This window comes from Lysinibacillus sp. KU-BSD001, assembly GCF_042920265.1.
In the GTDB taxonomy this organism is placed as follows: Bacteria; Bacillota; Bacilli; order Bacillales_A; family Planococcaceae; genus Lysinibacillus_B.
Map to the genome: position 1 here is coordinate 356529 of NZ_JBDQZI010000002.1, position 23697 is coordinate 380225.

Sequence of the window (23697 nt, forward strand, 5' to 3'; positions counted from 1 at the left end):
CCTAATTTATTCACCTAATCACTTCAACTTCAACAAAGATCCATCGTCCACAAATGTAGTCGTGTTGAATAAAAACAAGACGTCTTGAATATCATGCTCCGTCAAATACGCATCAATGCTGCCATTATAATAGCGCAGATCGATGACATGGATTTCCGGCACATGCCTTGTGAGAAACGGGATGACATTATGGGCATACGAGTCTTTGATGATGAGTAGCTTCTCTTGGTCAATCTGTTGCGGAGAGAGCTCGGTTGTTAGCTTCATGAGCGCGTGGACCCCGCCTAGAAAATAAGCATACTGATCCTTTTTGGCAAGAAAGCTGGGATCATATAGGCTGTTCACGGTTTGATCGGTATCCGCGATATACATCTCGGTCGTGACCGCATCACGCGGGATGTATACGTCGATTTGATCGGGTGTGACATTCGTAAATTGACTTCTTGTATGATAGCTGCCTAAAAACGACTGGCTGACCGTTTCAATGTGAAATTGTTGCGGTGACAGCGGCTGCCATCCTTGCTGCTCGGCATACGCGACATAGGCTAAATACGCCCCATATGTCGTCCAGTGATGGTCAGTCCGATAATAAATCGGCTCCGCTGCATGTAGTGTGAGAAAATCAAAGCCATTCATAAACTTGATTTCGTTGTGCATATGCCCGGCGACCCATTGATTAACCTTCCGTTGCGAATACGACGGGGCTAACCATGGTAACCGCTCCGGATAAAGACCAATCGATGTCGGGGCAAGTAGAAACGTCATAGCCACTTCTGGATGACCCTCTGCAAATGCATTGACCGCCTCGGTATAGTGCGCGACTGTCGCGTAATCAGGCTCTACAAACTTTTCAAATAAATAGCCGTCTTTCCCTTGATAAATGCCGTTATTTTCCTGCTGCAAGCGGTACTTTTCTGCAGTCGATTTCACCCATAGCCACTTGTCCCGAAACGGAAAATGATCCGTGATGAAGCTTTCCACCTCTTCGGCATATTGCTTCGATAGTAGGTTATCCCATGTCAGCTGTGGCGCCGCTTGTAAATATCTATTTTCCAGTTCAGAGAAGCGTTGATGAGGCAAAATGAAAAAAAGGAGCGCCATTAGAAACATCGTACCGACAAAGCCAAACACGAATAATCGCTCGGTATACTGCTTCATACGATTCCCTCCCTAAAAACGAAAATATAAAAACGGATTAAATGTGGCATCGACTAAATATGCGACAGAAAGCAAATAAAGAAAGGCATACCACACTACATGAACGAACGATAATTCATTCGTTTTTGACCATTGCTTAATCGGTAACGAGGCAATGAGTAACACGAATAGAAGCACGGCGTTTGTGTAGAAAAAGTACACTGTCTCAGCATTCCAAAGCGATTGACCATTGAATCCCCACATCGCTGCCAAATAATCGACAATCGCAGCAGGCTGTTCAAAGGTAAATAGCACCCAGCCGATGAGAATGAGTACGATCGCATACAGATGTCGCATCCAGCGAGGTAAACGAAGCAGTAATGCAAGTCCCCACCATTTTTCCATGAGGAGAATAACACCAAAATACAGCCCCCAAACGATAAAATTCCAGTTGGCACCATGCCAAAAACCTGTGAGCATCCACACAATGAGGATATTACGCATTTGGATGGCTAACCCGCGCCGATTGCCCCCAAGCGGAATGTACACATATTCGCGAAACCATGACCCAAGCGAAATATGCCATCTTCGCCAAAAGTCCGTTATGCTCTGTGCAATATACGGTTTATTGAAGTTTTCATTAAACCGGAAACCAAACATGAGACCAAGGCCAATCGCCATATCCGAATAACCACTAAAATCAAAGTAAATTTGAAACGCAAAGGCGATAATGCCGAGCCAAGCGGTTAACACTGGCATCGTCTCTAAATTAGAGCTAGAAATCGTGTCCCATAGTAAGCCGATATTGTTCGCCAGAAGCACCTTTTTCGCTAGTCCGATCGTAAACCGACGAACCCCCTCAGCGAACATCTTCATATTTTCCGAACGCCGTTGCAGTTGTTCGGCAATCGTACTATATTTCACGATTGGTCCTGCCACCAGTTGCGGGAACAGCGCAATATACGCGCCGAAATCGATCCAATTGCGCTGTGCTTTCGCGGTTCCTCTATACACGTCGATAATATAAGACATCGATTGGAATGTGTAAAAAGAGATTCCGATAGGCAAAGGCAGTTCTAGTAGTGAAATATTCGTCCCGACGAACGCGTTGACATTTTGAATGAAAAAATCTGCGTACTTGAAAAAAGATAACAGCAACAGATTTACGATAACGGAACAGACGACAATGCCCTTCCGTCTAATGGCGGCCATATTCGGTTTATCTAATAGCAACCCAAAACTATAATCGGTCACCGTAGACACTAACATAATGACAATGTAAACCGGCTCACCCCAAGCATAGAAGAGCAGGCTCATTATAAATAAAATGAGATTTCTCATTCGTCTTGGGGCAACATAATAAAGCATTAAAACAGCCGGCAAAAATAAAAATAGGAACAGCAGGCTACTAAATACCATCGCCGTCTATTTTTTTTCGAAGAAGCGGTCGTACACGTTGATTAGTTCTTCTGCACTTTCAGAAATCACCATTAATACATAATTGTCTTTTGTCACGATTTTATAGTTTTTCGCATTTTCATATTGATCCGGTAAATATTGCTCGAACTGCTTCATGACATTTTCCGCGCGTTGTTTCGCCGCTGCTTCAATCTCTGCCACGTCTTTTGCCTCTTTTACTTTAAAAATCGCAATTTCATTTGTTTTAACATTCATCATGGGCATGCGCACTGAAAAATCTTCCAGCTTTTCCGCATCTATATTGTAAAATTCTTTTAATTGTTCTGCTGATAATTCGATTTGTGCAGGTTGCTCGACTTCCGTCACCATCGTGTCTGCTATTTCTTTGGCAGACTCCTTCACTTCCACTGTCGCAGACTCGTTGTCAGAACAAGCTGCAATCACCATCGCTAACATCGCCGTTAGCACCATCATCCACATTTTTTTCATACTATTCTCTCCTTTTTCTAGTTGCTGTACTTCAAGGCATTAGACGTGGACAATCTATTTACGTTACACGAAATAAAATATTTTCAATTTTAAAATACTTTCGAGTAGTTTGCTTCTTTTCTGCTGGAGCATACTTACGGGCATTAAAAAAGGGACTGTCTCATCCGTGAGGCAGTCCCTTTTCTTCCATCTTTATTTCCTTACCCGACAGCACAACAAATGTCTCCAAAATCTCCCCTTGCTCGCTCATTAGCAGGGCATTTAATTGACCGCCGTATGCACAGCCGCCGTCGATCCCAATATAGCTTTGGCACGGGCTAATCCAAATATCGTCGATTTCATGCATATTGCGTGTTGGCGTATGACCAAACACATTCACTAGGCCGGTTTTATTTTCATGTATGTAATGATTTCGAATCCACAAAAAATCACGACTCGTTGTATTTTGCCAATGATCGAGTCCCGAATCAAAGCCCGCATGTGTCAGTAGCAGCTTGCCGTATTGGTAATAGTGGCGAGCATTCCGTAAAAAGTCGATTTCCTTAGCAAACTGTGTTGTTAAAATTTTTATATTGTCAGCTGTTGCCTCTACATCGACATCCTGAATGAATGAACGCAGCATCTCCATACCACCGTTCATTAAAAACGGTGTTGGATCTTTCATCAAGCCGTCCACATAGTACATGAGTAAATCCTCATGATTCCCTTTCATGACAATCACTTTTTCGGGATATTGTTGCTGCAAAGCCATCACACGCTGTACCACCTCATAAGAGTACTCCCCGCGATCAATCATATCCCCTAAAATTACAAGCAAACTTTCCTCATCCCAGTGCTGTAGAATTGCTTCAAATTCTTTGGCCATTCCATGTATGTCACTTACGATAAATAAATTCATAACACTTCTCCCTGTCTGATTGGTTATTTTATATTATAACGCTTTTTGGTCGCTTCACCAAAATTTGGCGGATTAAAATTTTGTCATTCGTGCCTCCGCATAAAAAAGAGACCACATCGCATGCGATCTCATCAAAGTTTGAGTTCCCGCTTCCTTTGCAGAAACCTCTACATAAAGTTAATAGAGAAATCTCCACTTTCTCGGAAAACAGAAACCTCTCAGGAGAGTGTGTAATTAGTTTGTACGGAATACCGATTTTTATACATCGCTTGAGCTAGTTTTTTGAACGGATAGCTGCGGGTTTTGACCGGATAGACGTTCGTTTTGCTCGCATACACGTGGCTTTTGACCGTTTACTCGGGCTTTTTGCTCGTTCAGCTGCTTTTTGACCGCTTACCAACATTTTTTACTCGCACCCTAGTCTTAATTAGTCTCCCCCACCACCGCCGTCACCACCAGCATCACCACCTGAATCACTATCGATGGCTTGCATCACAATATCTGCAAAATCGAAATCATATGTTGGGAGGTCGCCAAATGCTTCGCTCGCTGTGTAAATTTGCGTCGCGATCAGTAATGTATTATCATACTTTGGTTTCGCTTTTAACACTTGACACACGTGGTCGTGGACTTCCGTGAGTGCTGGAAAGGCGGACGTTTCAAACTTGGCCAGTGCCAGTAAACACACAACGCTATAATGACGGGGTTCGAGCTTTGTATTCGCTGCTTGAATAAGTGCCGCCAGTTCCTCTACCTTCGCCCAAATCGTGTCATCCCATGCACCAGTGCCAATCGTCAAAAGAAAGGCGGCATGTTTGCTTGTACCGTCGCGTTTCCAGCCTAGACTGATTAGTCGTTGATAATATTGCTCGTATGTAGTCGCTAGCTCCTCTGGTGATTCGGGTCGCGTTGCTAGCATTGCGCGTAAAGGTAGTGATAATGACGAAAATTTTAAGCTTGGCTGCTTTATGAGCTCTTTCGTCAACAGCTCCATTTTTTGTGCCTGCTCACTGTCTTTTACATACATCGCGGCTAAACACGCATCCTCCGAAGAGGCAAAGCCTTTTGTTTTCACGAATGCTTGCTGTGCAATCGCTTGCTTCACCTGCTCGGGCTCTTTCGCAAACTGCACATAATACGCATGCGCGATTTTCACACTACTTCGCGCAACACTATACCATTTCGTGTTCGCCTTAATGTGCTTTTGTACTTCCTCATAATCGTGATAATAAAATCGAAGCCCGCGCACCGTTAATTGTGTCGCCATTTTCTTCACGAACCTTTCTCCGTCCACACCGAAGTAAAGGCGAATCTTTTCTACATTATCTACAAATAATTGCAACCGTTCCTTCATACTGATCCCCCCTTTCGTTGTTATACGGATAAAGGGCGCTAAAAGTTTCTCTAAACGAAGCACTCAGCGATAAATTGGTTTTAATATCCATTTCATGTTAACCTTACAATATAACCTTATTAACCTAAATAGGAGGATTGAACATGACGTATAATTTACGCCTGTATATCCGAATTGCGACAGCCATTTTATTTGTGATTCTTGTATTTATGAATTTTTTGGGCTATTGGACAGCAGATCGATTCATTCAAATCCTATTTTTCTTTACGATGATAGTGGCTGTTTTCAGTGCGGGGATTGAAACGGAAAAAAGGCTCAAAAGCAGAAGCTGATTGGACTATTCGAATCAGCTTTTTTTACTGCACACGGTGCTCCTAATTAAACTGAGAATATGGTTCAAGGATTTTAGTTGGAATATAGCTTTAATAGTTCCTGTACCGCTAAACTATTGGCATCATCCAGATTAACGAAATAGGGTAATTGCCATTTTTGCGTTGCTATTGCTTGTTTACTCGTAGGCGTATCCCAACTAGGATAGACCCTCATCGCCATCTTCCCTTTTTTAGTAGCTGTTTTTAGGATATTTTGTTTCACCAGAACTTCTTTTGGAAAAACGAATTGTCCAAAACGCTTATCATCAGTAAACGTATTAATGACCAATAAATCTGGCGCTTTTTCAAATGAAAATGCTTGGTTTTTATTTTTATCATCCTTTTCCCAAAAGGCTACAAACTGTCCGATCTTAGTAGGTGTTATTTTCGCGACTCGAAACCTTATTGATTTAGAATTTAATTGAAATATCCCCGCCCCATACTCCGCATTTTGAGTTTCTTCTACTACATCTTTTATAGCGAGCTTATTAGGCGCATAAAATAGTTCATTTATGTATGTTAATGCCTTATGAAATTCATTCATTGTTGTACTCCTTCTCTAAATCCTTTATTTTGCAATAAAATGCTCCACCTTTTTAAATTGAGATACGTTGATTTCGCCCGTTGTGACCTGAATAACTTGCGCCCCTGCCCAATAATCAGACTGGTTTAATAATTGTAAATCAAACACTCTTTCCCACGATGCTTCTTTTGTGAGGTTACATTTTCCAGCATCAAACAATTCATCCTCTTCTTCATGTAATGCTAAGAAATCATTCATTAACACAATATGCCAGGCATCAAAATCAGACAGCAGTACTTGCTGGGTTGATATTTCCACTTCAATTTGAACGCCTGCTGTGCCGCTTGGGAGCAAGGCTTCATCATGCAAATCTCGTTTCTCCGTCCATAGCCAAATAGGATATGTGCCATTATGACCGATTCGATTGTTCATTTGCTGTATCATCCAGTCGTAGGCAGCTAAAAACTCTTCCCAAACATACTCCTTTGAGCCCGACAGCGTTCCCTTTTTCACTGCCTGTTCATATGCCGCTTTACTTTGAATTGTATAATACTTCACGTCATTCACCTTCCTTCATAAAATGATTTTACTAACTCACAATGAGCAAATCCTGAAATATATGTTACCATTTGGGTAACCGTTGCTTTCCGCTTCGGCACTCGCTTTCCACGGGCGAGATCAAGCCTCCTCGTCGCTCATCCTTCGCTGCTCCTGTCGCTACGCTTTCGTCGCAAATAAATTTCCTGCGGGGTCTTGATTGTCTCGCTTTTCCCGTAGGAGTCTCGCGCCTGCGCTACAAGCAACTATTGTTCAATATAATAATCGGTTGCTAAAACTAAAGAAAGATGCTCATTCATTACGGTAGAGGCTGGCAATTATACTTGCAACTATATAGAAGGCATTGGTTTTTTAGAGTCAGAAAGAGTATTTGAAATAGGTGAATGCACTACCTTTGTTAAATTAGCGTACTTTTTTAACTCTAAATTTTAAAAACCGACTATATAGAAAGAAATTGATTTCTTTTAGAGAAGAGAAATGTTTTTCTAAGATATCCAGAAGCATTCACTTTTGCCGTAGCGCGCCATAGCCACAGGAGCCGTAACAGGAGATCCAAACAGGCCACGCCTGTTTTAGCTCCTGTGTAGGCTGTGGCAAAGCCCGGAGGCTATGATATCACTTTCTTTTATACATCTCACTATTTAATTGGTATTTTTAGGATACATTTTTACTCATTGTGATTTTACTAAAACAAATAGAGGTGAAGAAAGCACTCTGCATTTCTCCACCTCTATTTTTCTTTTATGATTTCGCCATTAAGCTTCGTTTAATGCGCATCGATACGACCTCTAATATAATCGCGACAATAAGGGCGCAATACGTAATCATCCCGACTTCATGTAAATCATAATAGAAGCCTGAAGCCATAAAGAGCTCGAAACCGATACCGCCCGCGGCTGCGGCTGCCCCCATGGCAACGGCTACACCGTAGTTTGTTTCAAAGCGCAGGAACGTCCACGATACCATATAAGACGAAGACTGCGGGACGACAGCATGGGCGATGATGTGCCACCAGTTCGCTCCTGACGCACGTAATGCCTCGATTGTGCCTTCATCTAGCTCCTCAAAGGATTCTGCATAAGCCTTCGTTAAGTAAGCCATCGTGTGCAGCATCATCCCGAGTACACACGCCACTGCCCCAAGTCCTGCAACAATCGCAAAAATCAATACCCAGAGAACAGTCGGCACGGCTCTTATAAACGAATTAAACGCAATAATCGCATTCGATACCATCGGAGGTGCTAAATTTTTGGCACTAAAAATCGCCAGGAAAAAGGACACGACTGCCCCTAAAATCGTAGCTAAAAAGGCTAATGCAAGTGTAATACCAATTTGCTCTAACGCTGTCGCAAATGTAATTTGATGAAATGCCGGCTGTAAAAACATCATTTTTAAATTCCCTAGCGTTAGTGAAATCGCTGTTGCCCACTCAATCGAGCCATAATCCAGTAAAAAGGGGCCGATTACCGTCATCAGCAATAGTGCCCAGAGCACGAGGCGCATCATGACATTTGCTCTCGTCACCTTACTGATTTGAATACGGCCATTTCTCATTTTGACATTTGTTAATGAAGGCGTAACTTGCATTATGAAATCGCCCTCCTTACTTTATTCGATGTAAACTCAATGACAAACACAACCGCCACGATCATGATTGTAATGAGCCCTAACATGCCATAATCGAGCCGCTTATAGTACAGATCAAATAAATACCCGATCCCTGTACCTGTTAATAACCCGATTAATGTCGCACTGCGAATGTTCGTCTCAATCATATAAAACACCCAGCTGAGCATTTGCGGCATCGTATCTGGCAGCATACCCTTAAATACCATTTGAAAATAAGTAGAGCCTGTTGCCGTTAGCGCCTCTACCCCATCTGAGCTGGCCTCGTCAATGGTTTCAATGAACATCCGCACTAAAAACCCAAACGTTGAGAAAAATAGAGCTAAATAGCCTGTCACGACATTATGGCCAAATGAAACAACGAGGATTAGTGCCCACGCCACAACCGGCACATTTCGGAAAATCGAGGCAATCAACCTTGCGACAAAGCCAAAGAAACGATTGAACTGTGTCGTTTGTGCGCCAAACATCGCAAAAAACAACGCCAATACGGCTGCTGTTGTAGAGGCGATCACCGATAAAATAATCGTCTCCCACAGGCGTTCTAGCACTTTCGGTAAATTTTCCATTGCTTCAGCTGATGGCACTAAATTATCAATCATCCAGGCAATCGTACTCGGGATTGAGCTGATTCCGTCGATTAGATTAAACTTCGTAAACGCCGCTGAGCCATACGTTAATACAATGAGAACAACCAATACCCCCGTCATTCGCCACTTTTTCATACGTAAAATATTCGTTTCTGTCATTATACCCTCCGCATTACTCCATGATTAATTCGTCCACATTTGTTCCATAAATATCGCGTATCGCAAACTGGCTTAATTGCTTCGGTGCACCGTCGAACACCTTCGCTCCTTTACTCAGTCCGATAATTCGGTCAGAATAACGCATAGCCACGTCTACTTGGTGTAAATTCACTAACACGGTAATGCCCATGGACTGTGAAATTTCCTTTAAATGATCCATAATGACCTTCGAGGAATTCGGATCGAGGGACGCGATTGGCTCGTCACATAATAATAGCTTCGGCTCCTGCACTAATGCTCTGGCAATCCCTACTCGCTGCTTTTGTCCACCACTTAGCTGGTCACAGCGCTTATAAATATGGTCCTTCATCCCGAGCTTTTCGAGTATCGATAAGGCTAGTCGCTTTTCTTCCTCTGTATAAATGCCCAGAATCCCTTGTAGCGTAGATTTATAGCCAAACCGTCCATGGAGAACATTTTCAAATACCGTAAGACGAGAAACTAAATTATAATGCTGAAAAATCATCCCGATTTTCGCACGTTGCTTCCGCAATTGTTTTTTGCTTAACGTCGTAATGTCTTGCTGATTGAAAATGATTTCGCCACTTGATGGTTCAATCATACGGTTAATGCAACGGAGTAATGTCGACTTTCCTGCGCCCGATTGACCGATAATGGACACGAACTCTCCTTCGTGCAATGACAAATCAATGCCATTTAATATGACGACCTTTTGGTCATAGCTTTTGCCAATTTTATTTAGCTGCAAAATCGTATTTGCTTGTGTCTTATCCGGTGCAACGATGGATTCAGCCTGCTGGGTCTGCCTTTCCAATACAATCGTAGACATCTTGTTCTCTCCTTTAATAGCAAGTCTTTATCGTTGAAGATTCACATCTTTTAAAAAAGGCTTCTATCGTGAAAGATAAAAGCCCTTTAGAGCACTATTTTGATAGTTCGCGAACTGGGTTAAACCATGCATCTTCTACTTCTAAGAAACGCTCGTCCGCCGCCTTATAAAATAGACCTGCACCGCCTGAATCTTCCGGTACAAAAATGCTTGTATTATTTGTTGTTTCATCTGACGTTAAAATCTCTTTTAATGTTTGAATCTCTTCTTCTGCTAACACCGATGTGTTTACAACGAATGGCGAATTTAATACTGGCGTTACTTGGATTAGGACAAACTCTTCCCCAACTAATGTATTAAATGGTGCTGCCGCATCGTCTTTTACTTTATATACGGCCCCTGGTGTATTTTTTTCGCCTTCCACGATCTCTACATACGCCTCTACACATGTATTACAAAATGCTGCAATGTCCGAGCGCTCCATTAACATATTTACCGCTGAGCCTTGGTGCGAATCACCGAATAGGACATCCGGATACACCTCATTACCTTCCATTAATGCTTCCTCTGTTAAATTTTTATCGCTAAAGTGAGAAATAATTGAACTTGTTGGTACTTTGAAACCGGATGTCGACGATGCCGATACGAACGAAATGCTTTTGCCTTCTGTTGCATCTAACGTAAATTCACCATTGATTTTATATTGTTCTGCCTTGTCCTTTGGAACAGCTAACCAGCTATAATACACCGCATCGTCTAACGTACCAGACTCGCCTGATGGTACAACTAATGGCTCCACATCAGCACTTTTTTCCTTTGCTTCGATATACCCTTGTGGCCCCATATAAGCAATATGTGCATTACCATTTGTAATCGATTCAATCGCAATCGCATAATCTGTCGTTAATTTATGTTCTACTTTACGACCTGTTGCCTTTTCAAAAATGTCACTAAAAGCATCACGAGAAGGAGCTAAATCAGAGCCTGATTCATTTGGATACCACACCATTACAAGTGGCTCATCCGATTCTGCATTTGCTTTCTTTACTTCCCCTGTTCCATTTTTATCATTTGAAGAACTACAAGCAGCTAAAAAAAGTACACTTAACATGCCCACCAAAAGTGATAACCATCGTTTGTTCATTTTTTTCTTCTCCCTTATCATTCAAATAGTTTGTAAAACCGCTCTACATGCCCCATTTAACCATCACAATACCCACTTGAAAATAGCCGCGCGCTTTTCTTAATAATGCTTTACATTCACTTTACAAATGCCGGTTTTTGTAAATGAGGGATTGTATAGTGTCCCAGCTGTACAGAGGCACCATATCGACCGTGATAATCCGATCCACCCGTTGTAACTAATTGGTACTTGTCTGCCAACTGTTGCACCCGTTCCATATGTAGAGGCGTATGGTCCGGGTGAATGAGCTCGATCCCATCTAGCCCCTCTTGCACAAGCTCTTCTGCGATATCAAAAGAATCCAGCTGTCCTGGATGTGCCAATACAGCCACCCCGCCATCTGCATGAATGGCGCGTAAGGCATCAAAGGCATCCACATAGCGAATATCACCTGCGGCAACCCCTGCTTGTTTAAATAATGAGCGGTACAATGTTTGATAATTTTTCGCGTCGTACGCTTCCTCTGTCAGTGCATTCATAATATGCTGCTTATATAACGTCCCGCTTTCGCGTGCAAAGGCAAGCGCCTGCTCCTTGTCTAACGCGAAGCCCGCCTCCTGTATGCGCCCTACTTGCCATAAAGAATGCGCATGTCGGCGTGCAAGAAGTGGTGCACACAATGCTTGAATGTGCGGACATTCGCCTTGAAAGCCATAGCCCAGCATATGCACCTTGCGTTGACGCTGAAAGTCATAGGCCGATATTTCAACCCCCGCGATAAACACGATATTGTACTGTGCTGCAAGCTGTCGTCCCTCTGCATGATGGGCTGTTGTATCATGGTCCACTACCCCTAAATGTGTGATCCCTGCTGCCTTTGCCTGCTGAAATAATTGTTCCAATGTTTCGCTGCCATCGGAATAACGGCTATGTGTATGCAAGTCGATTTTCACGCTAACACTTCCTTGTCGCTATATTTCGTCATCGTAAACACCTCATCACAAAGCCCTTCCATGAATTCGAGATCATGGAAAATACCGATTAACGTCGTCCCCTGTGCCTTGAGCTTTTCAATCGATTCACGTACCTTGACCTTTGACGCTTGGTCTAAGCTCGCAGTCGGCTCATCTAAAAGAAGGAGACGCGGTTCTTTGACAATCGCACACGCAATATTGAGACGTAGCTTTTCACCACCCGAGAAATTATTCGGATAACTATTCCACAACTTTTCATCTAAATCAAAATGGCGTAATGCCGCTTTTGCTCGGTCGACCGCTTCTTCCTGTCCTACCCCAACATCTAATAAAGATTGCGTCACAAGCTCTAAGGCTGTCGTTCGAGGCATGACATTTAAAAATTGCGACACATAGCCAATCTCGTGCTTGCGTAAATACACAATTTGACGAGGTGTTGCCTGCAATAAATCAATCTCCCCGTAGGCTTCTGAATGAAACAGGATTTCCCCAGCTTGCGGCTCATAAGTGCGGTAAATGCTTTTTAAAATGGTTGATTTACCACTTCCACTTTTCCCGACAATCCCTAAAAAGCCGCCCTCCTTCACATGCAGTGAAATACGATCAAGTGCTGGGAAAGTTTTTTGTAAATGATGAATGGTAAATGATTTTTGCAAATTTTGTATAGTTAACATCGTTCTCCCCCTTAGCGATAATTCGTTTGCATAATAATGCTGCCGTCCACCATTGTTGTTGTGACAACAGGATAGCCGTCTTCCATTTGCTCAATAATTAATAAATCTGCCTTTTTCCCAACCTCAATGGAGCCAATTTCATGATCTAAATTAACGGCACGTGCAGGGTTAATCGTCACTAATTGGAATAAACGATGTAAATCTTCCTCATATTTTGTCGCGAGCTCAAAAATGCCATGGAGCATCGCCGGAGGGTAATAATCACTACATATAATGTCGATGACTTGCGCTTGAATTGCCTCACTCGCACTTAAATTCCCTGAGTGTGAGCCCCCGATTAAAATATTCGGTGCACCTGCAATTGTGCGCATGCCCATTTTTTTCGCTTCTCTTGCCACATCAAGCGTGATCGGAAACTCACTAATTGTTGTCCCATACGACTGTACGAGCTGTAGTTTCGCTACATCATCATCATCATGCGAAGCAACCGCAATGTTATGCTCAATCGCGAGTCGGCTTAAGCGCTCAATATCATCGAGTGTCATTTTCGTCTTATCGACCTGCTCCTGAATTAACACATCTGCCTCTTGGTCTGTCATCGAACGATAGCCGCGCATAATATTTTTATAAATTTCTAGATTGCGATATTGCCCCTGCCCTGGCGTATGATCCATAAATGACAGTAAATGCACTTTGCCATCTAAAATATTGCGCTCTAAATTTGGAATTTGATCAATCGAATCAATTTCAAAACGTGCGTGCAGGCGATGACGAATTAAATGCGGCTCGTCATGCGAAGCGTAAATCGCATCGACACATTTTTGAACGTTTTCTGGATTGCGAATCGCCTTATGTGAATATTTATCATCCCCGTAATAAGATAAGGAATGGAAAATTGTCGTAATGCCGTGTGTCATTAAAATGCGTTCGCTCTCACGTAACCCAATGTTCATGCTCATCACAGAAGTTGGACGCGGGCTCACAATCGTTTCAATATAATCTGAGTGAATATCAACAAAACCTGGTGAAACATAGCCACCTCGTGCATCTAACACGTCCATGCCTTGTAAATCCACATCTGCTTCCGGCACAATCGCATGAATCGTATTGCCCTCTACTAATACGATATGATTCGTTAAAAATTGCTCTTCTGTCACAATAACTCCATTAATAATTGCCAGCATCGATGTGCCTCCTTACAGTAATGAGTAAACTAATTGTTGTGTATATTCGTGCTGCGGGTCCTCTAACACCTGATCCGTTAAACCATGCTCGATAATTTCCCCGTTCAGCATGACAATCGTGCGGTCAGCAAGCATACGAATGACCGCTAAATCATGCGATACGACAATCATGGAAATGTTTAATTCACGTTGAATCGATTTGATTAAATCTAAAACATCTGCCTGTACCGATAAATCGAGTCCTGTTGTTACTTCATCTAATAGTAGAATCGGTGGATTATTAGACAACGCTTTCGCGATTTGAACACGCTGTTGCATCCCACCTGAGAAGTTTTTCGGTGCTTCCTTACTGCGGTGGACTGGAATATTCACATGTCGCAGCAGCTCCAGGCTACGCTCCTCCATATTCCGAACGTGGCGATTGCCTGCCGCAATTTGCTTTTCGGCAATATTACTCATCGATGAAAAGTCCATTTTCAGTCCAAGCATCGGATTTTGGTACACCATACCTAAAATCGTATTGCGAATATGGCGCTTCATTTGGCTCGATTCCGTAAAAATATTGACTTCGCCATTTTCGTAATCCGTTAAATAGCCCTCGCCTGATGTAACGGTTTCATCAAAATAAAGACTTTTCATAAAGGTTGATTTACCGCTACCACTTTCCCCAACAATACCCAATATTTCGCCGCGGTATAAATCCAATGAAACATTTCGACAAGCATAGACGGTTTTACAAACAGGGCAAAAGTTTTTTTCAAGCTTCGCCTCTTCTTGCTGACAATGCGCACAACCATCACCATATTGCTTAGATAACTGCCGAATCGTTAATACCGGTTGTTCTTGCGTCATTTTGCTGCCACCTTTTGCTGTAATTTTTCTTGCATATAACTCGTATCGTTACATAAATAGTACGTTTCGCCTGTCACTTCATCTGTGAGCTCATCTAAATAGACTCCTGTTAAGCCTGTTTCTCGACAAGCCTTCCCTTCAAATTGCTCGACGACAAACGGATAGTCCTCAAATGCAAGCGATTCTACTTTTGTGTAAGGTGGGACAGCGTAAATCTTTTTCTCACGCCCCGCCCCAAAAAGGATCAGTGCATCACTTTCATGGATTTTCGGATTATCAAAACGCGGAATCGGACTTGGATTCATCACGTAGCGATCATTTACCATTACCGGATAATCCGCCCCTTGCGACGTTTGGTTATAGCGCATAATTTGCTCAAATAACATTAAATACGCACCGCTATATTCTTTTTCTGCATGATAGCGCTTTGTTTTATATTCACTGCGCTCAATGTCACGTAATGGCTCTGGCTCTGGCACTTGTAGCACTAATACTTGATCCGGGCGCAGTGGTACTTCTGGGATACGGTGACGTGATTGCACAAGTGTCGCATCCTGCGTACGAATCGTTGTTTGTACGCCAGTTGTTTTCGTCACAAGCTTTTTAATATTAACCGCATTGACGGAATCATCCGAGCCTTGATCGATAACCTTTAGCACATCCTCTTTCCCGATTAATGCAAGCGTCACCTGCAAGCCCCCTGTCCCCCAGCCGCGGGCAATCGGCAGCTCACGTGAGGCAAATGGTACTTGGTAGCCTGGAATCGCAATCCCCTTCAAAATAGCCCGTCGGATTTCACGCTTTGATTGTTCATCTAACAATGCAAATGGTACTGTACTCATCGGTTCCCCTCCTTTTTGATGCTGCGGATTTGTTCTAACAATGCTTGGAATGTCACATAATGTGGCATTTTTAAATGGGAAATGAATCCTGTCGATTCAATAATATCAACGTGAAGTAGGACAAATTCTTCATCATGAATTGGCGAATCGCCCCCGACTTCTAACGCGTGATCCATGATCGACATCGCAATCGCCTTCGTTTCGTTTTGCCCAAAACAGGCACCGTAGCCGATATCAAATTCCAATACTTGTTGCCCTTCTTCATCTACATTGACCGGAATAAAGGACTCGACTTCCGTTAGCTTAATGGCGCCAATATAGTAAGGGTCTGCCTCGTCTTCTAATGCGACATAAATCGGTTGCCAGCCGACTCGTACCTCGCCCACATTTGGATGGGAGGCACCGTAGCCACGTAAACCTGCATAGCCAAGTGACGTAACTGTCCCCGTTTGACCTCGTGTTAATGTTTGCAAGCGCTGGGAACGATTCGTTGGAAACGCCATCGCTTGCTTCGTCACATCGCTTGGCTCCTGATCATTTAATGGAAACTCTCGCACTAAGCCTTCTTCTCGCAAGTAATCCATTACTTTAGGGAGGTGCTCTAAAGGAAGCTTACTTTCTTCAGGTGTATCGATTTGTTCAAATTGGGCTTTCTTTCGCACAACATCTGCCACCGTCTCCTCCAGCAGCTCAAAGTCCAACAAACGATGTAAATAATCGTGGGAAGCCCCTAATATTTGTCCACCTGGAATATCTTTAAAGCTCGCTGAAATGCGTCGTAGGACAAACATTTCACGTGCATCTGTTACTGTCGAATAATATAAGCGCGGCAACGTGGAACGGTGGGCACGTAATAAAAACACGGCCTCCTCTGCATTCCCCTCGCTTTGCTTCATCGCTAAAGAGGCTAAACGTTCACTATATAAGCTACTTTCAGACATCACTTGATCTAAAAAGCCGCGCATCGTTGCCTGTAATGTTTGCACAGATACGTGGGCACCATGCTTGACGCGCTCATACTGCAAATGCTCTAAAGAAGCGTCAATCGCCTCTGCCCCGCCTCGCACTGCTACATATGCCATTAGTTGTTCACCTCTTTCATCATCGTTGTTCGTGGTAAAGCAAGTACCTTACCTGCTTGATCAATCAAAATGAGATCAACCCCGAGCGGAAACTCGCGATTTCGCTTCGCACGTAGCTGCACAATGTTCGGAGATAATGCGATTTCCATTACTTCCTGATGCTGAATGCCTGGTCCTGTTAATGCATATACCGTCTTTCTTTGGTCCTGCGCTACTTCCATCACGAATGTAGCCGATTGCTGCGGATCAATTAAATTCCCGATTTTGGCTACCGCTAATGCTTCTAGCACTTGCTCCTCTTTCGCTTGTGCAGGCACAATGATAAAATCGGCCGCGCCAAACTCGTTCATCTTGGCACCTGTCCATGCGCGCAGCTCGCGTTGCAGTCGCTCCTCTTCACCAACCGTTTGGAAGCTCACTTCTCCATCCAGCAATGTCATTAAAACAGACAATGTTTCAGCGTATAGTCCGTCAACAGCATGCAATGGTTGTACTGCCTCTTTTTTGCCTGGTCGCGCAAAGCAATCCATTAGCGTCCGAAATGTTTGCTGAGTAAAATGTGTCATTTCCATTTTTTCTCCTCCTTAAATCGACATCGTATCGAACTGTACTTTTGTCCGTTCGATGGAGCGTTTCACCTCGTGCTGTTCCTGTTCGAGTCGTTGTGAAAGTTTTGTAAATATTTCCTCCCACGCAGCTACTTCAGGCAGTTGTCCATTATAGGCAGCATCAATGATCGCCAATGCTTTGGACAGCTCTGGCTCATACTCTCGAACGAGTCCAAGTCCAAATGCCTCACCAATTTTCACCTTTGTTTCTGTCACTAACGTTTCCCCTATATAAAAAAGTGATTGCTGTGCGGATTCCCGCATTTTAATCATGACAAGCCCCTCTCTTGGCGCTTGTATTTCAATCACCTCGTGTTGTGTACATACTTCATTTGCCATCTGTAATGCTTCTTCACGTCCAACCTCAATTAATAATTTGGTCCGTTCAGCTCGTTTCACATGACCAACTCCTTTCACCATTACCTTAACTTGTCGCCAAGTTGCGTAGTGAAAAGGTTTCGTGAAGTTCCTGTAAATTCACTTTTACAAAAATGGCGCCATGTGAGGATTTATTTCTTCCCCATCAAAAAAAGCATATCCTGAAAGTAAAAACTTTCGGGATATGCCCTTCATTTCTTAATGAATATCTACTAACTCATAATGAGCAAATTCTAAAACATATATTACCATTTGAGTAACCGTTGCTTTCCGCTCCGGCACTCGCTTTCCACGGGCGAGATCAAGCCTCCTCGTCGTTCGTACCTCACTCCTGCGGGGTCTTGATTGTCTCGCTTTTCCCGTAGGAAGCTTTGCTCTGTAGCGAAAGGCGTATGCCGTCAGCTACACTCTCGCGCCTGCGCTACAAGCAACTATTGTTCAATACAATAATCAGTTGCTAAAAATAAAGAACGATGCTCATTCATTACGGTAGAGGCTGGGCAATTATACTTGCAAATAGAAAGAAATTGATTTCTTTTAGAGAATAGAAATGTTTTTCTAAAATATCGAGAAGTATTCACTTTTGCCGTAGCGCACCATAGCCACAGGAGCCAAGATTCTCTTTGCGACGAAAGCGTAGCGTCAGGAGCAGGAACAGGAGATCCAAACAGGCCGCGCCTGTTTTAGCTCCTGTGTAGGCTGTGGCAAAGCGCGGAGGCTATGTTACATACCTTCCACCATTTAACTGGTATTTTTAGGATGCATTTTTCACTCATTACGAGCACTAAAAAACACGCTATATTTGAAAAAAGAAGCGATCTGTTCGGTATAAAATTTCGGTATATTCCAGTAATACATTACGCTCTGCATCCCAATTGTCCGATTCTACTTTCACAAGGGGTACTAATATTTCACAGTCAAGCAATGTCCGGTCCAGCTCATTTGGAAATGTGACGGCTAATTGCGAGAAGGAACTACGGAATTGATTGACACCATGCTGCTTATAAAATTGGTACATGGACGTTAAACGGTTATTCACTTGCTTCACCTCAGGCACATTTTCAGCCACGACATACGAGCGATGAATCGCAGCTGGTTCTCCGTCAATAAAGCGCAACCGCTCAATTAAATACAGCGTACCACCAGTGACATACGGCTTACTAAAAATGACATGGTCTTTTGACACTTGCTCAATTTTTGTCACAATCGATTTATAGTTGGAGGTATGGTTGAGCATTTTTTCGCTAAAGCTGATATCCCCAGACATCACGACCTCTAACGGCTTTTGCTGATGCCTTAAAAAGCGTCCAATCCCTTTCTGCGAATAAATAAAGCCCATTTTTTCCAACAGGTTATAAACATTCCGTACCTTTATACGTGGAACGCCAAACATCTCCACTAATGTATATTCACTTGGCATTTTTCCATCGTGCGAAAAATCCCCCGCAGCGATTCCTTGTAGTAAATAATCCTTCACTACTAACTCCTGCTCATCCAACCTCTTCACCCCACAACCTTTTCTGTTGCCATAGAATAAAATTTGTACAAACATTATGCAAGTTCGTTTTGTCCTAGACCAGAATACATAGGCCTCCAAAACATTGATATATAGAGGTGCGCGCACATTTATGAAGAAATTGTAAAAAGTACTTTAAGCGTGTGTAAATAGCATATTTTTTTACCACTTTTTTCTTTATGACGCTTCGTGATAATTGAGATAAAAAAGCCCCCTATCGCCATGAGGGGGCTGAAAAAGTTCATGAAATCACAGCTAAAATTCCGCTACAGGACTAACTGCGTTAATCGGTGAGCTTCTGCGTGAAGAGTTTTGTTGGCGTGCCGCACATGTAAAAAGTGAATATGCAGATGCTTTTTAAAATCCCCCATCATTTGTTGATAGAGGGTGAGAGTTTCATTTGACTGGGTTTTAGCACAATGACTGACGATGCCTTCAAAATCATAAATGATGCATACTTGATCCATATTGTTAGCAAATGCCCATTCTAATCCGCGCAGGCAAGCCATTAATTCTGCCCCTGTATTTTTCAATGCATTAAAGCGCTCGTCGTACACATAGCCGAAATCTCGGTAAATAGGCTCAATGCTTTTCGCCGAATACGCCACAACGCCGTATGTCCCTCGATTATTTTTATAGCCACCATCAATATAAAGAATGACCTGTTGCTTTAGTTCTTTCGGTGTCGGCTCTACAAATAGCACCGTCTCTCGTATGTCTACTATCTGCTTCACTTTTTTCTTCTTTTTCCCTCGTTGCGTAAAGGAGTCCATCCACTTCTGTGCTTGTTGTTCATTGACACATTTTTTGCCACGCATGCCCTTTTTACCAAACACCTTTTCCACAAACTCCTCTTTTGAATGCACTATCCCTGTAAAATCTGGGCCACAAATTGCATACACGCATGCATCACCCGATTGGCGTAGCTGGTGTTTTTCTGCCGGGGATATAAAGTTTTCTACCCACTCCAGCGCTTCTTGCTCTGTTTTAAATCGTTTACCATACATCCCCTTTTTCCCTGATACTTGCTCTTTGAATGCTTGTCCAGAATGTACAACCCCTTTAAACAAGGGGCCATACACACCGTAGTATACGTTCTTCTTTTTCTTCATTTAAATCGCCCATTTCTTTCCATACTACTACTATTGTAGCATATAAAAAAGCATCCACTGCACGAGTGGATGCTGCCGTTTAGTTATTAATATACTTCTCAAACACATCACCGAAATCTTTTTTCACATACGCTTTTTTATTTTGTAAAAGCCAGCTATGTGCGAATTTCGTGATGTCCTCAAAGGATGTCGCGGGGGACACGTCATCATTGCCAATACGCCCAAGTGCACTGGAAGCGAGTGTTAAGCTTTGTTTCGCTGCCTCCAGCTTATAGGCATTCGACTGTTGCTCCAGTGAAATCGCATGTAGCGCCTTATACAAGTCTTTAATTTCATTCAGGAATTTTTTGTGAATATCAATCGATAACGATGTGTTACCGATTGTAAATTTAATCTCCACATCGAGATCAATTGTCCCTGCTGTTTCCAGTAGAACGTTATCAATCGTGCTATGCTCATAATCATAGCGACGAAGCATACGCTTTTTACTGATGGCATTCGCCCCGTCTACATGGATTAACCCGTAGTTCGTAAAGCAATACTCATCTGCCTTTGTTTTAATAAGGAAATAAATTTGCTCGTCGATTTCAGTAAAAATAAAATCATCGGCATCGGTTTTATCGAAGTCCGCTCGCGGTACAACGACCCCAATATCGGATAACCCTAACGCATCTGCAGCAATTTTTTTGAACATATGACAGCCTCCCTTTTCGTTACATAGGTATGATTCTACACGCTTTGTATATATCCCTTTTACATTTCTTTCTCAAAAATGACTTTTATTTCGCCTGTCATGCCAGACGCCCCATTATTAATCGGCACACAGCTATGTAAACGCCAGCCTTGCTTGGCATAGTCATGAATCGTGCGGTCAATATCCGCTTTAATCTTGCCTGTCATTTTCCCTACTTCAATATTTACTATCTCGTACCTATACATCCAATCGCCCCCTGTTACTTACCTTTTTAGTATATACGGTAAGCGTGTGGAAAAAGTTTCAATCCAAAAAAAGAAAACGCCGCTCATCTACATGAGCGACGTCGTCTGTATCATTCTTTTCGCCATAGATTGCCAGGCCAGTAGGATAGTCGACCAAACACAGTAATGAGTGCCGGTACTAATAGTGGACGAACAATAAATGTATCAAGTAATACCCCGATCGCTGTCACTAACCCGAACTGCACTAATAGCTGGATTGGTAGTGTTGCTAGGACGGTAAACGTTCCTGCTAAAATAAGCCCCGCGGATGTAATAACCGCACCCGTGGAAGCGACCCCACTTGCAATTGCCTCTGTATGACCGAGGCCGCGCTTTCGATTTTTCCAAATATCCGAAATCATAAAGATATTATAGTCATTCCCGAGCGCTATAATAAACACGAAGCTATACAGTGGAATCGAACTTGCCATCGCTTCATGACCGAGCACCCCTGTCATGATCAACCAGCCTGCACCTAATGCCGCGAAGAATGAAACAATGACCGCTACCATTAAATGCAATGATGTGATAAAGGCACGTAAATACAGTAACAACACAAGGAAAATAATGATAATCATAATCGGTTCTACTACGGCTTCGTCCCTTGATTGCACATCACTTGTATCAATTTGCGTACTCGTTTCGCCGCCAATCCAGAAATTCGCATCACCTAACGCTACGTCTCCCATGATCGACTTTAAATCTTCCTTCATTTGTTGTACATCATCCATCGCTTCTTTTGAATATGGATTTTTATTTAAATCGACTTCATATAGCTGATAATTGGAATTGTATTGGCCGATTTGTACATCGTCGACTAAGGCCACATATGGTAAAGCAGCGAGCTGTTCACCAATATTAATATCCTTTCCTTCCGTATCAACAATGACTTTCACAGGTGCTAGTTCACCAGCAGAAAAGTTTTCTTCAATGAGTGCGAAGCCTTCACGAGAGCCTAAGTCTTCTGGGAATGACGATAGTAAATCATAACTATACTTAATCGTTGTCGAAGCATACGCAAGCCCCAGCAAAATCGCACCTGTCAAGAGGATGACAATCCATGAATTATTCGTCGCAAAATCCCCGACAGCACGCATAAAGCGATGATTTTGTTTTGGCTCTTTATATGGCTTCTTCTTTTGCTCCGCCACCGCTTTCGCCATGTCTGGTGTACGCGGAACGAATGGCCAAAAGGCGCCACGCCCTAAAATCGCCAGGACTGCAGGCAGTAGTGTAATGACGGCAAAGCCTGTTAATAGTACCCCTAAGCTAAACGGAACAGCGAAACGTTGAAACGCACCGTAATCGGAAAGGCCAAGTGTCGCCAGACCAATGACAACCGTTAACCCACTCATCACAATGGCCCCTGTGGACTCGCGTACCGCTTTTGCTAAAGCGAGGAACTTATTCTCCTCCTCGAGCAACATATCACGATATTTTGTAATTAAAAATAAACAATAATCCGTCCCTGCACCAAATAGGAGCACGACCATAATCGATACCGCTTGTGCATCTTTATCAATCCAACCACTTTCCGCCATATAGCCAAGAATCGGGCTCACGACAAGGTACGCGATACTAACAACGACTAATGGAATCACGGCTAAAATCGGCGAACGATAAATGACAAGTAAAATAACTAAAATAATGATGACTGTCGCCGCCATTAACTGGAAGTCCGCTGATTCAAATAGCTTCGTTGCATCGACCACAATACCCGCTGGACCTGAAAAACGGGCGTGTAAGCCATCTTCTGCTAAACTGTCCGTATCATACGGATTCACACCTGTAATTTCTTCTGTGATACGGCGAATTTCATCGTAGTTTTCCTTTAATATATCCGTATCAACATCTGCGGCAAAGAAAATTGGCGTTACAATGGATTGACCATTTTCCGATAATGACCCCATTAATGCTTCGGTTGGCATTTGATGATATGGGGGTACTAATTGTTGATCTACTAATGGCTTATCATTTAACTGTGCATATAAACTTTGAATATGCTGCAAATCTGTCCGGTCAAGACCGGCTTCTTTATACCACACAATGAGTAGTGGTAAGCCGGCATCAGACGAAAACTCTTCATCGATAATGGCATTCGCCTTCATGGACATGACATCTTCGGGCAAGTCTGCACCTGAATAGTTTTCTACATTATTGACTTGAGGGAAAACAGTGGCCAGAATGACTGCAAACGCAACCCATAAAGCAAGCACAACCCATCTCGATTTTTTCCCGCCCATCATTTCACCCCATCGTTCTAATGGGTGTTTACTCATACATGTTCCTCTTTTCTATGATCATAGTTTTCTCTTCATACATTATTTATACCTATTTTTAACAAAACCCTTCAACTGAAAAGCTCATAATGTAAAAGCGAGGTTGATTTCGATTCACCCA

The 23697-nt window shown here is 42.9% G+C and carries 25 protein-coding genes; 1 reads left to right on the plus strand and 24 read right to left on the minus strand.

The window, feature by feature from the left end:
* Window positions 1-18: 18 nt before the first annotated feature.
* The 5 genes from AAGS61_RS04945 to AAGS61_RS04965 all read right to left on the minus strand — a co-directional run bounded on the left by AAGS61_RS04945 (window position 19) and on the right by AAGS61_RS04965 (window position 5297).
* Window positions 19-1158 carry a DHHW family protein gene (locus AAGS61_RS04945; protein ID WP_391368152.1) on the minus strand — a complete coding sequence of 380 codons (1140 nt, stop codon included), beginning with the start codon at window positions 1156-1158 and terminating at the stop codon, window positions 19-21.
* Window positions 1159-1170: 12 nt separating this feature from the next.
* Entirely contained in the window at window positions 1171-2556 is a 1386-nt protein-coding gene (locus tag AAGS61_RS04950) for an MBOAT family O-acyltransferase (RefSeq protein ID WP_391368155.1), read from the minus strand.
* A 6-nt stretch (window positions 2557-2562) separates the two neighbouring features.
* On the minus strand, window positions 2563-3045 hold the full coding sequence (locus AAGS61_RS04955; RefSeq protein ID WP_391368158.1) for a DUF4358 domain-containing protein: 483 nt from the start codon (window positions 3043-3045) through the stop codon (window positions 2563-2565).
* A gap of 160 nt (window positions 3046-3205) precedes the next feature.
* Entirely contained in the window at window positions 3206-3943 is a 738-nt protein-coding gene (locus AAGS61_RS04960) for a metallophosphoesterase (RefSeq protein ID WP_391368161.1), read from the minus strand.
* Window positions 3944-4370: 427 nt separating this feature from the next.
* On the minus strand, window positions 4371-5297 hold the full coding sequence (locus AAGS61_RS04965) for a DUF4003 family protein (protein ID WP_391368164.1): 927 nt from the start codon (window positions 5295-5297) through the stop codon (window positions 4371-4373).
* A gap of 143 nt (window positions 5298-5440) precedes the next feature.
* Between AAGS61_RS04965 and AAGS61_RS04970 the strand changes: the two genes are divergently transcribed.
* A complete protein-coding gene (locus AAGS61_RS04970; RefSeq protein WP_391368167.1) occupies window positions 5441-5629 on the plus strand; it encodes a hypothetical protein in 189 nt (62 codons plus the stop codon).
* Window positions 5630-5702: 73 nt separating this feature from the next.
* Here the strand turns inward: AAGS61_RS04970 and AAGS61_RS04975 are convergent, their stop codons facing one another.
* From AAGS61_RS04975 to AAGS61_RS05065, 19 genes are all read right to left on the minus strand, one after another.
* Window positions 5703-6212, minus strand: coding sequence for a MepB family protein (locus AAGS61_RS04975; RefSeq protein WP_391368170.1), 510 nt, complete (start codon window positions 6210-6212; stop codon window positions 5703-5705).
* Between the two features lie 24 nt (window positions 6213-6236).
* Window positions 6237-6749, minus strand: a complete 513-nt coding sequence (locus AAGS61_RS04980) for a DUF3841 domain-containing protein (protein WP_391368173.1) — start codon at window positions 6747-6749, stop codon at window positions 6237-6239.
* 741 nt (window positions 6750-7490) lie between these two features.
* The gene (locus AAGS61_RS04985) at window positions 7491-8336 is read right to left on the minus strand and encodes a PhnE/PtxC family ABC transporter permease (RefSeq protein WP_391368176.1); all 846 of its coding nucleotides are present in this window, start codon (window positions 8334-8336) and stop codon (window positions 7491-7493) included.
* On the minus strand, window positions 8336-9124 hold the full coding sequence (gene phnE / locus AAGS61_RS04990) for a phosphonate ABC transporter, permease protein PhnE (protein WP_391368179.1): 789 nt from the start codon (window positions 9122-9124) through the stop codon (window positions 8336-8338). Before phnE ends, AAGS61_RS04985 begins: the two co-directional genes overlap by 1 nt.
* A gap of 13 nt (window positions 9125-9137) precedes the next feature.
* Complete coding sequence (gene phnC / locus AAGS61_RS04995) at window positions 9138-9974, minus strand: phosphonate ABC transporter ATP-binding protein (RefSeq protein ID WP_391368182.1); 837 nt, start codon at window positions 9972-9974, stop codon at window positions 9138-9140.
* Between the two features lie 94 nt (window positions 9975-10068).
* Entirely contained in the window at window positions 10069-11118 is a 1050-nt protein-coding gene (locus tag AAGS61_RS05000) for a phosphate/phosphite/phosphonate ABC transporter substrate-binding protein (protein WP_391368185.1), read from the minus strand.
* A 116-nt stretch (window positions 11119-11234) separates the two neighbouring features.
* The gene (locus AAGS61_RS05005; RefSeq protein ID WP_391368188.1) at window positions 11235-12050 is read right to left on the minus strand and encodes a PHP domain-containing protein; all 816 of its coding nucleotides are present in this window, start codon (window positions 12048-12050) and stop codon (window positions 11235-11237) included.
* Window positions 12047-12745 (minus strand): phosphonate C-P lyase system protein PhnL, encoded by a 699-nt coding sequence (phnL, locus tag AAGS61_RS05010; RefSeq protein ID WP_391368191.1) that lies wholly within the window; start codon window positions 12743-12745, stop codon window positions 12047-12049. The genes AAGS61_RS05005 and phnL overlap by 4 nt, the downstream gene beginning before the upstream one ends.
* 11 nt (window positions 12746-12756) lie before the next feature.
* The gene (gene phnM, locus AAGS61_RS05015) at window positions 12757-13929 is read right to left on the minus strand and encodes a phosphonate metabolism protein PhnM (RefSeq protein WP_391368194.1); all 1173 of its coding nucleotides are present in this window, start codon (window positions 13927-13929) and stop codon (window positions 12757-12759) included.
* A gap of 12 nt (window positions 13930-13941) precedes the next feature.
* A complete protein-coding gene (locus AAGS61_RS05020) occupies window positions 13942-14781 on the minus strand; it encodes an ATP-binding cassette domain-containing protein (RefSeq protein ID WP_391368197.1) in 840 nt (279 codons plus the stop codon).
* The gene (locus AAGS61_RS05025) at window positions 14778-15623 is read right to left on the minus strand and encodes an alpha-D-ribose 1-methylphosphonate 5-phosphate C-P-lyase PhnJ (RefSeq protein ID WP_391368200.1); all 846 of its coding nucleotides are present in this window, start codon (window positions 15621-15623) and stop codon (window positions 14778-14780) included. Before AAGS61_RS05025 ends, AAGS61_RS05020 begins: the two co-directional genes overlap by 4 nt.
* On the minus strand, window positions 15620-16705 hold the full coding sequence (locus AAGS61_RS05030) for a carbon-phosphorus lyase complex subunit PhnI (protein WP_391368203.1): 1086 nt from the start codon (window positions 16703-16705) through the stop codon (window positions 15620-15622). The genes AAGS61_RS05025 and AAGS61_RS05030 overlap by 4 nt, the downstream gene beginning before the upstream one ends.
* Window positions 16705-17277, minus strand: a complete 573-nt coding sequence (gene phnH / locus AAGS61_RS05035) for a phosphonate C-P lyase system protein PhnH (RefSeq protein WP_391368206.1) — start codon at window positions 17275-17277, stop codon at window positions 16705-16707. Before phnH ends, AAGS61_RS05030 begins: the two co-directional genes overlap by 1 nt.
* Before the next feature lie 12 nt (window positions 17278-17289).
* Window positions 17290-17712: a phosphonate C-P lyase system protein PhnG gene (gene phnG, locus AAGS61_RS05040; RefSeq protein WP_391368208.1), complete on the minus strand. Its 423-nt coding sequence runs from the start codon at window positions 17710-17712 to the stop codon at window positions 17290-17292.
* Between the two features lie 775 nt (window positions 17713-18487).
* A complete protein-coding gene (locus AAGS61_RS05045; protein ID WP_391368211.1) occupies window positions 18488-19198 on the minus strand; it encodes a GntR family transcriptional regulator in 711 nt (236 codons plus the stop codon).
* A 275-nt stretch (window positions 19199-19473) separates the two neighbouring features.
* Window positions 19474-20319, minus strand: a complete 846-nt coding sequence (locus tag AAGS61_RS05050; RefSeq protein ID WP_391368213.1) for a hypothetical protein — start codon at window positions 20317-20319, stop codon at window positions 19474-19476.
* A 79-nt stretch (window positions 20320-20398) separates the two neighbouring features.
* A complete protein-coding gene (locus AAGS61_RS05055; RefSeq protein WP_391368216.1) occupies window positions 20399-21013 on the minus strand; it encodes a PH domain-containing protein in 615 nt (204 codons plus the stop codon).
* Window positions 21014-21072: 59 nt separating this feature from the next.
* Window positions 21073-21258, minus strand: coding sequence for a DUF4177 domain-containing protein (locus tag AAGS61_RS05060; RefSeq protein WP_391368219.1), 186 nt, complete (start codon window positions 21256-21258; stop codon window positions 21073-21075).
* 110 nt (window positions 21259-21368) lie between these two features.
* Complete coding sequence (locus AAGS61_RS05065; protein ID WP_391368222.1) at window positions 21369-23576, minus strand: MMPL family transporter; 2208 nt, start codon at window positions 23574-23576, stop codon at window positions 21369-21371.
* Window positions 23577-23697 lie beyond the last annotated feature (121 nt).

Bases quoted from the DNA above. Each gene is read 5' to 3' on its own strand.
- AAGS61_RS04955 (WP_391368158.1), bottom strand. From the start codon at position 3,045: ATGAAAAAAATGTGGATGATGGTGCTAACGGCGATGTTAGCGATGGTG.
- AAGS61_RS04945 (WP_391368152.1), bottom strand. From the start codon at position 1,158: ATGAAGCAGTATACCGAGCGATTATTCGTGTTTGGCTTTGTCGGTACG.
- AAGS61_RS04950 (WP_391368155.1), bottom strand. From the start codon at position 2,556: ATGGTATTTAGTAGCCTGCTGTTCCTATTTTTATTTTTGCCGGCTGTT.
- phnH (WP_391368206.1), bottom strand. From the start codon at position 17,277: ATGGAAATGACACATTTTACTCAGCAAACATTTCGGACGCTAATGGAT.
- AAGS61_RS04975 (WP_391368170.1), bottom strand. From the start codon at position 6,212: ATGAATGAATTTCATAAGGCATTAACATACATAAATGAACTATTTTAT.
- AAGS61_RS04970 (WP_391368167.1), top strand. From the start codon at position 5,441: ATGACGTATAATTTACGCCTGTATATCCGAATTGCGACAGCCATTTTA.
- AAGS61_RS04985 (WP_391368176.1), bottom strand. From the start codon at position 8,336: ATGCAAGTTACGCCTTCATTAACAAATGTCAAAATGAGAAATGGCCGT.
- AAGS61_RS05030 (WP_391368203.1), bottom strand. From the start codon at position 16,705: ATGGCATATGTAGCAGTGCGAGGCGGGGCAGAGGCGATTGACGCTTCT.
- AAGS61_RS05055 (WP_391368216.1), bottom strand. From the start codon at position 21,013: ATGTTCAAAAAAATTGCTGCAGATGCGTTAGGGTTATCCGATATTGGG.
- AAGS61_RS04965 (WP_391368164.1), bottom strand. From the start codon at position 5,297: ATGAAGGAACGGTTGCAATTATTTGTAGATAATGTAGAAAAGATTCGC.
- AAGS61_RS05060 (WP_391368219.1), bottom strand. From the start codon at position 21,258: ATGTATAGGTACGAGATAGTAAATATTGAAGTAGGGAAAATGACAGGC.
- phnC (WP_391368182.1), bottom strand. From the start codon at position 9,974: ATGTCTACGATTGTATTGGAAAGGCAGACCCAGCAGGCTGAATCCATC.
- phnE (WP_391368179.1), bottom strand. From the start codon at position 9,124: ATGACAGAAACGAATATTTTACGTATGAAAAAGTGGCGAATGACGGGG.
- AAGS61_RS05020 (WP_391368197.1), bottom strand. From the start codon at position 14,781: ATGACGCAAGAACAACCGGTATTAACGATTCGGCAGTTATCTAAGCAA.
- AAGS61_RS05025 (WP_391368200.1), bottom strand. From the start codon at position 15,623: ATGAGTACAGTACCATTTGCATTGTTAGATGAACAATCAAAGCGTGAA.
- phnM (WP_391368194.1), bottom strand. From the start codon at position 13,929: ATGCTGGCAATTATTAATGGAGTTATTGTGACAGAAGAGCAATTTTTA.
- AAGS61_RS04960 (WP_391368161.1), bottom strand. From the start codon at position 3,943: ATGAATTTATTTATCGTAAGTGACATACATGGAATGGCCAAAGAATTT.
- AAGS61_RS05065 (WP_391368222.1), bottom strand. From the start codon at position 23,576: ATGAGTAAACACCCATTAGAACGATGGGGTGAAATGATGGGCGGGAAA.
- AAGS61_RS05050 (WP_391368213.1), bottom strand. From the start codon at position 20,319: ATGAAGAAAAAGAAGAACGTATACTACGGTGTGTATGGCCCCTTGTTT.
- AAGS61_RS05000 (WP_391368185.1), bottom strand. From the start codon at position 11,118: ATGAACAAACGATGGTTATCACTTTTGGTGGGCATGTTAAGTGTACTT.
- phnL (WP_391368191.1), bottom strand. From the start codon at position 12,745: ATGTTAACTATACAAAATTTGCAAAAATCATTTACCATTCATCATTTA.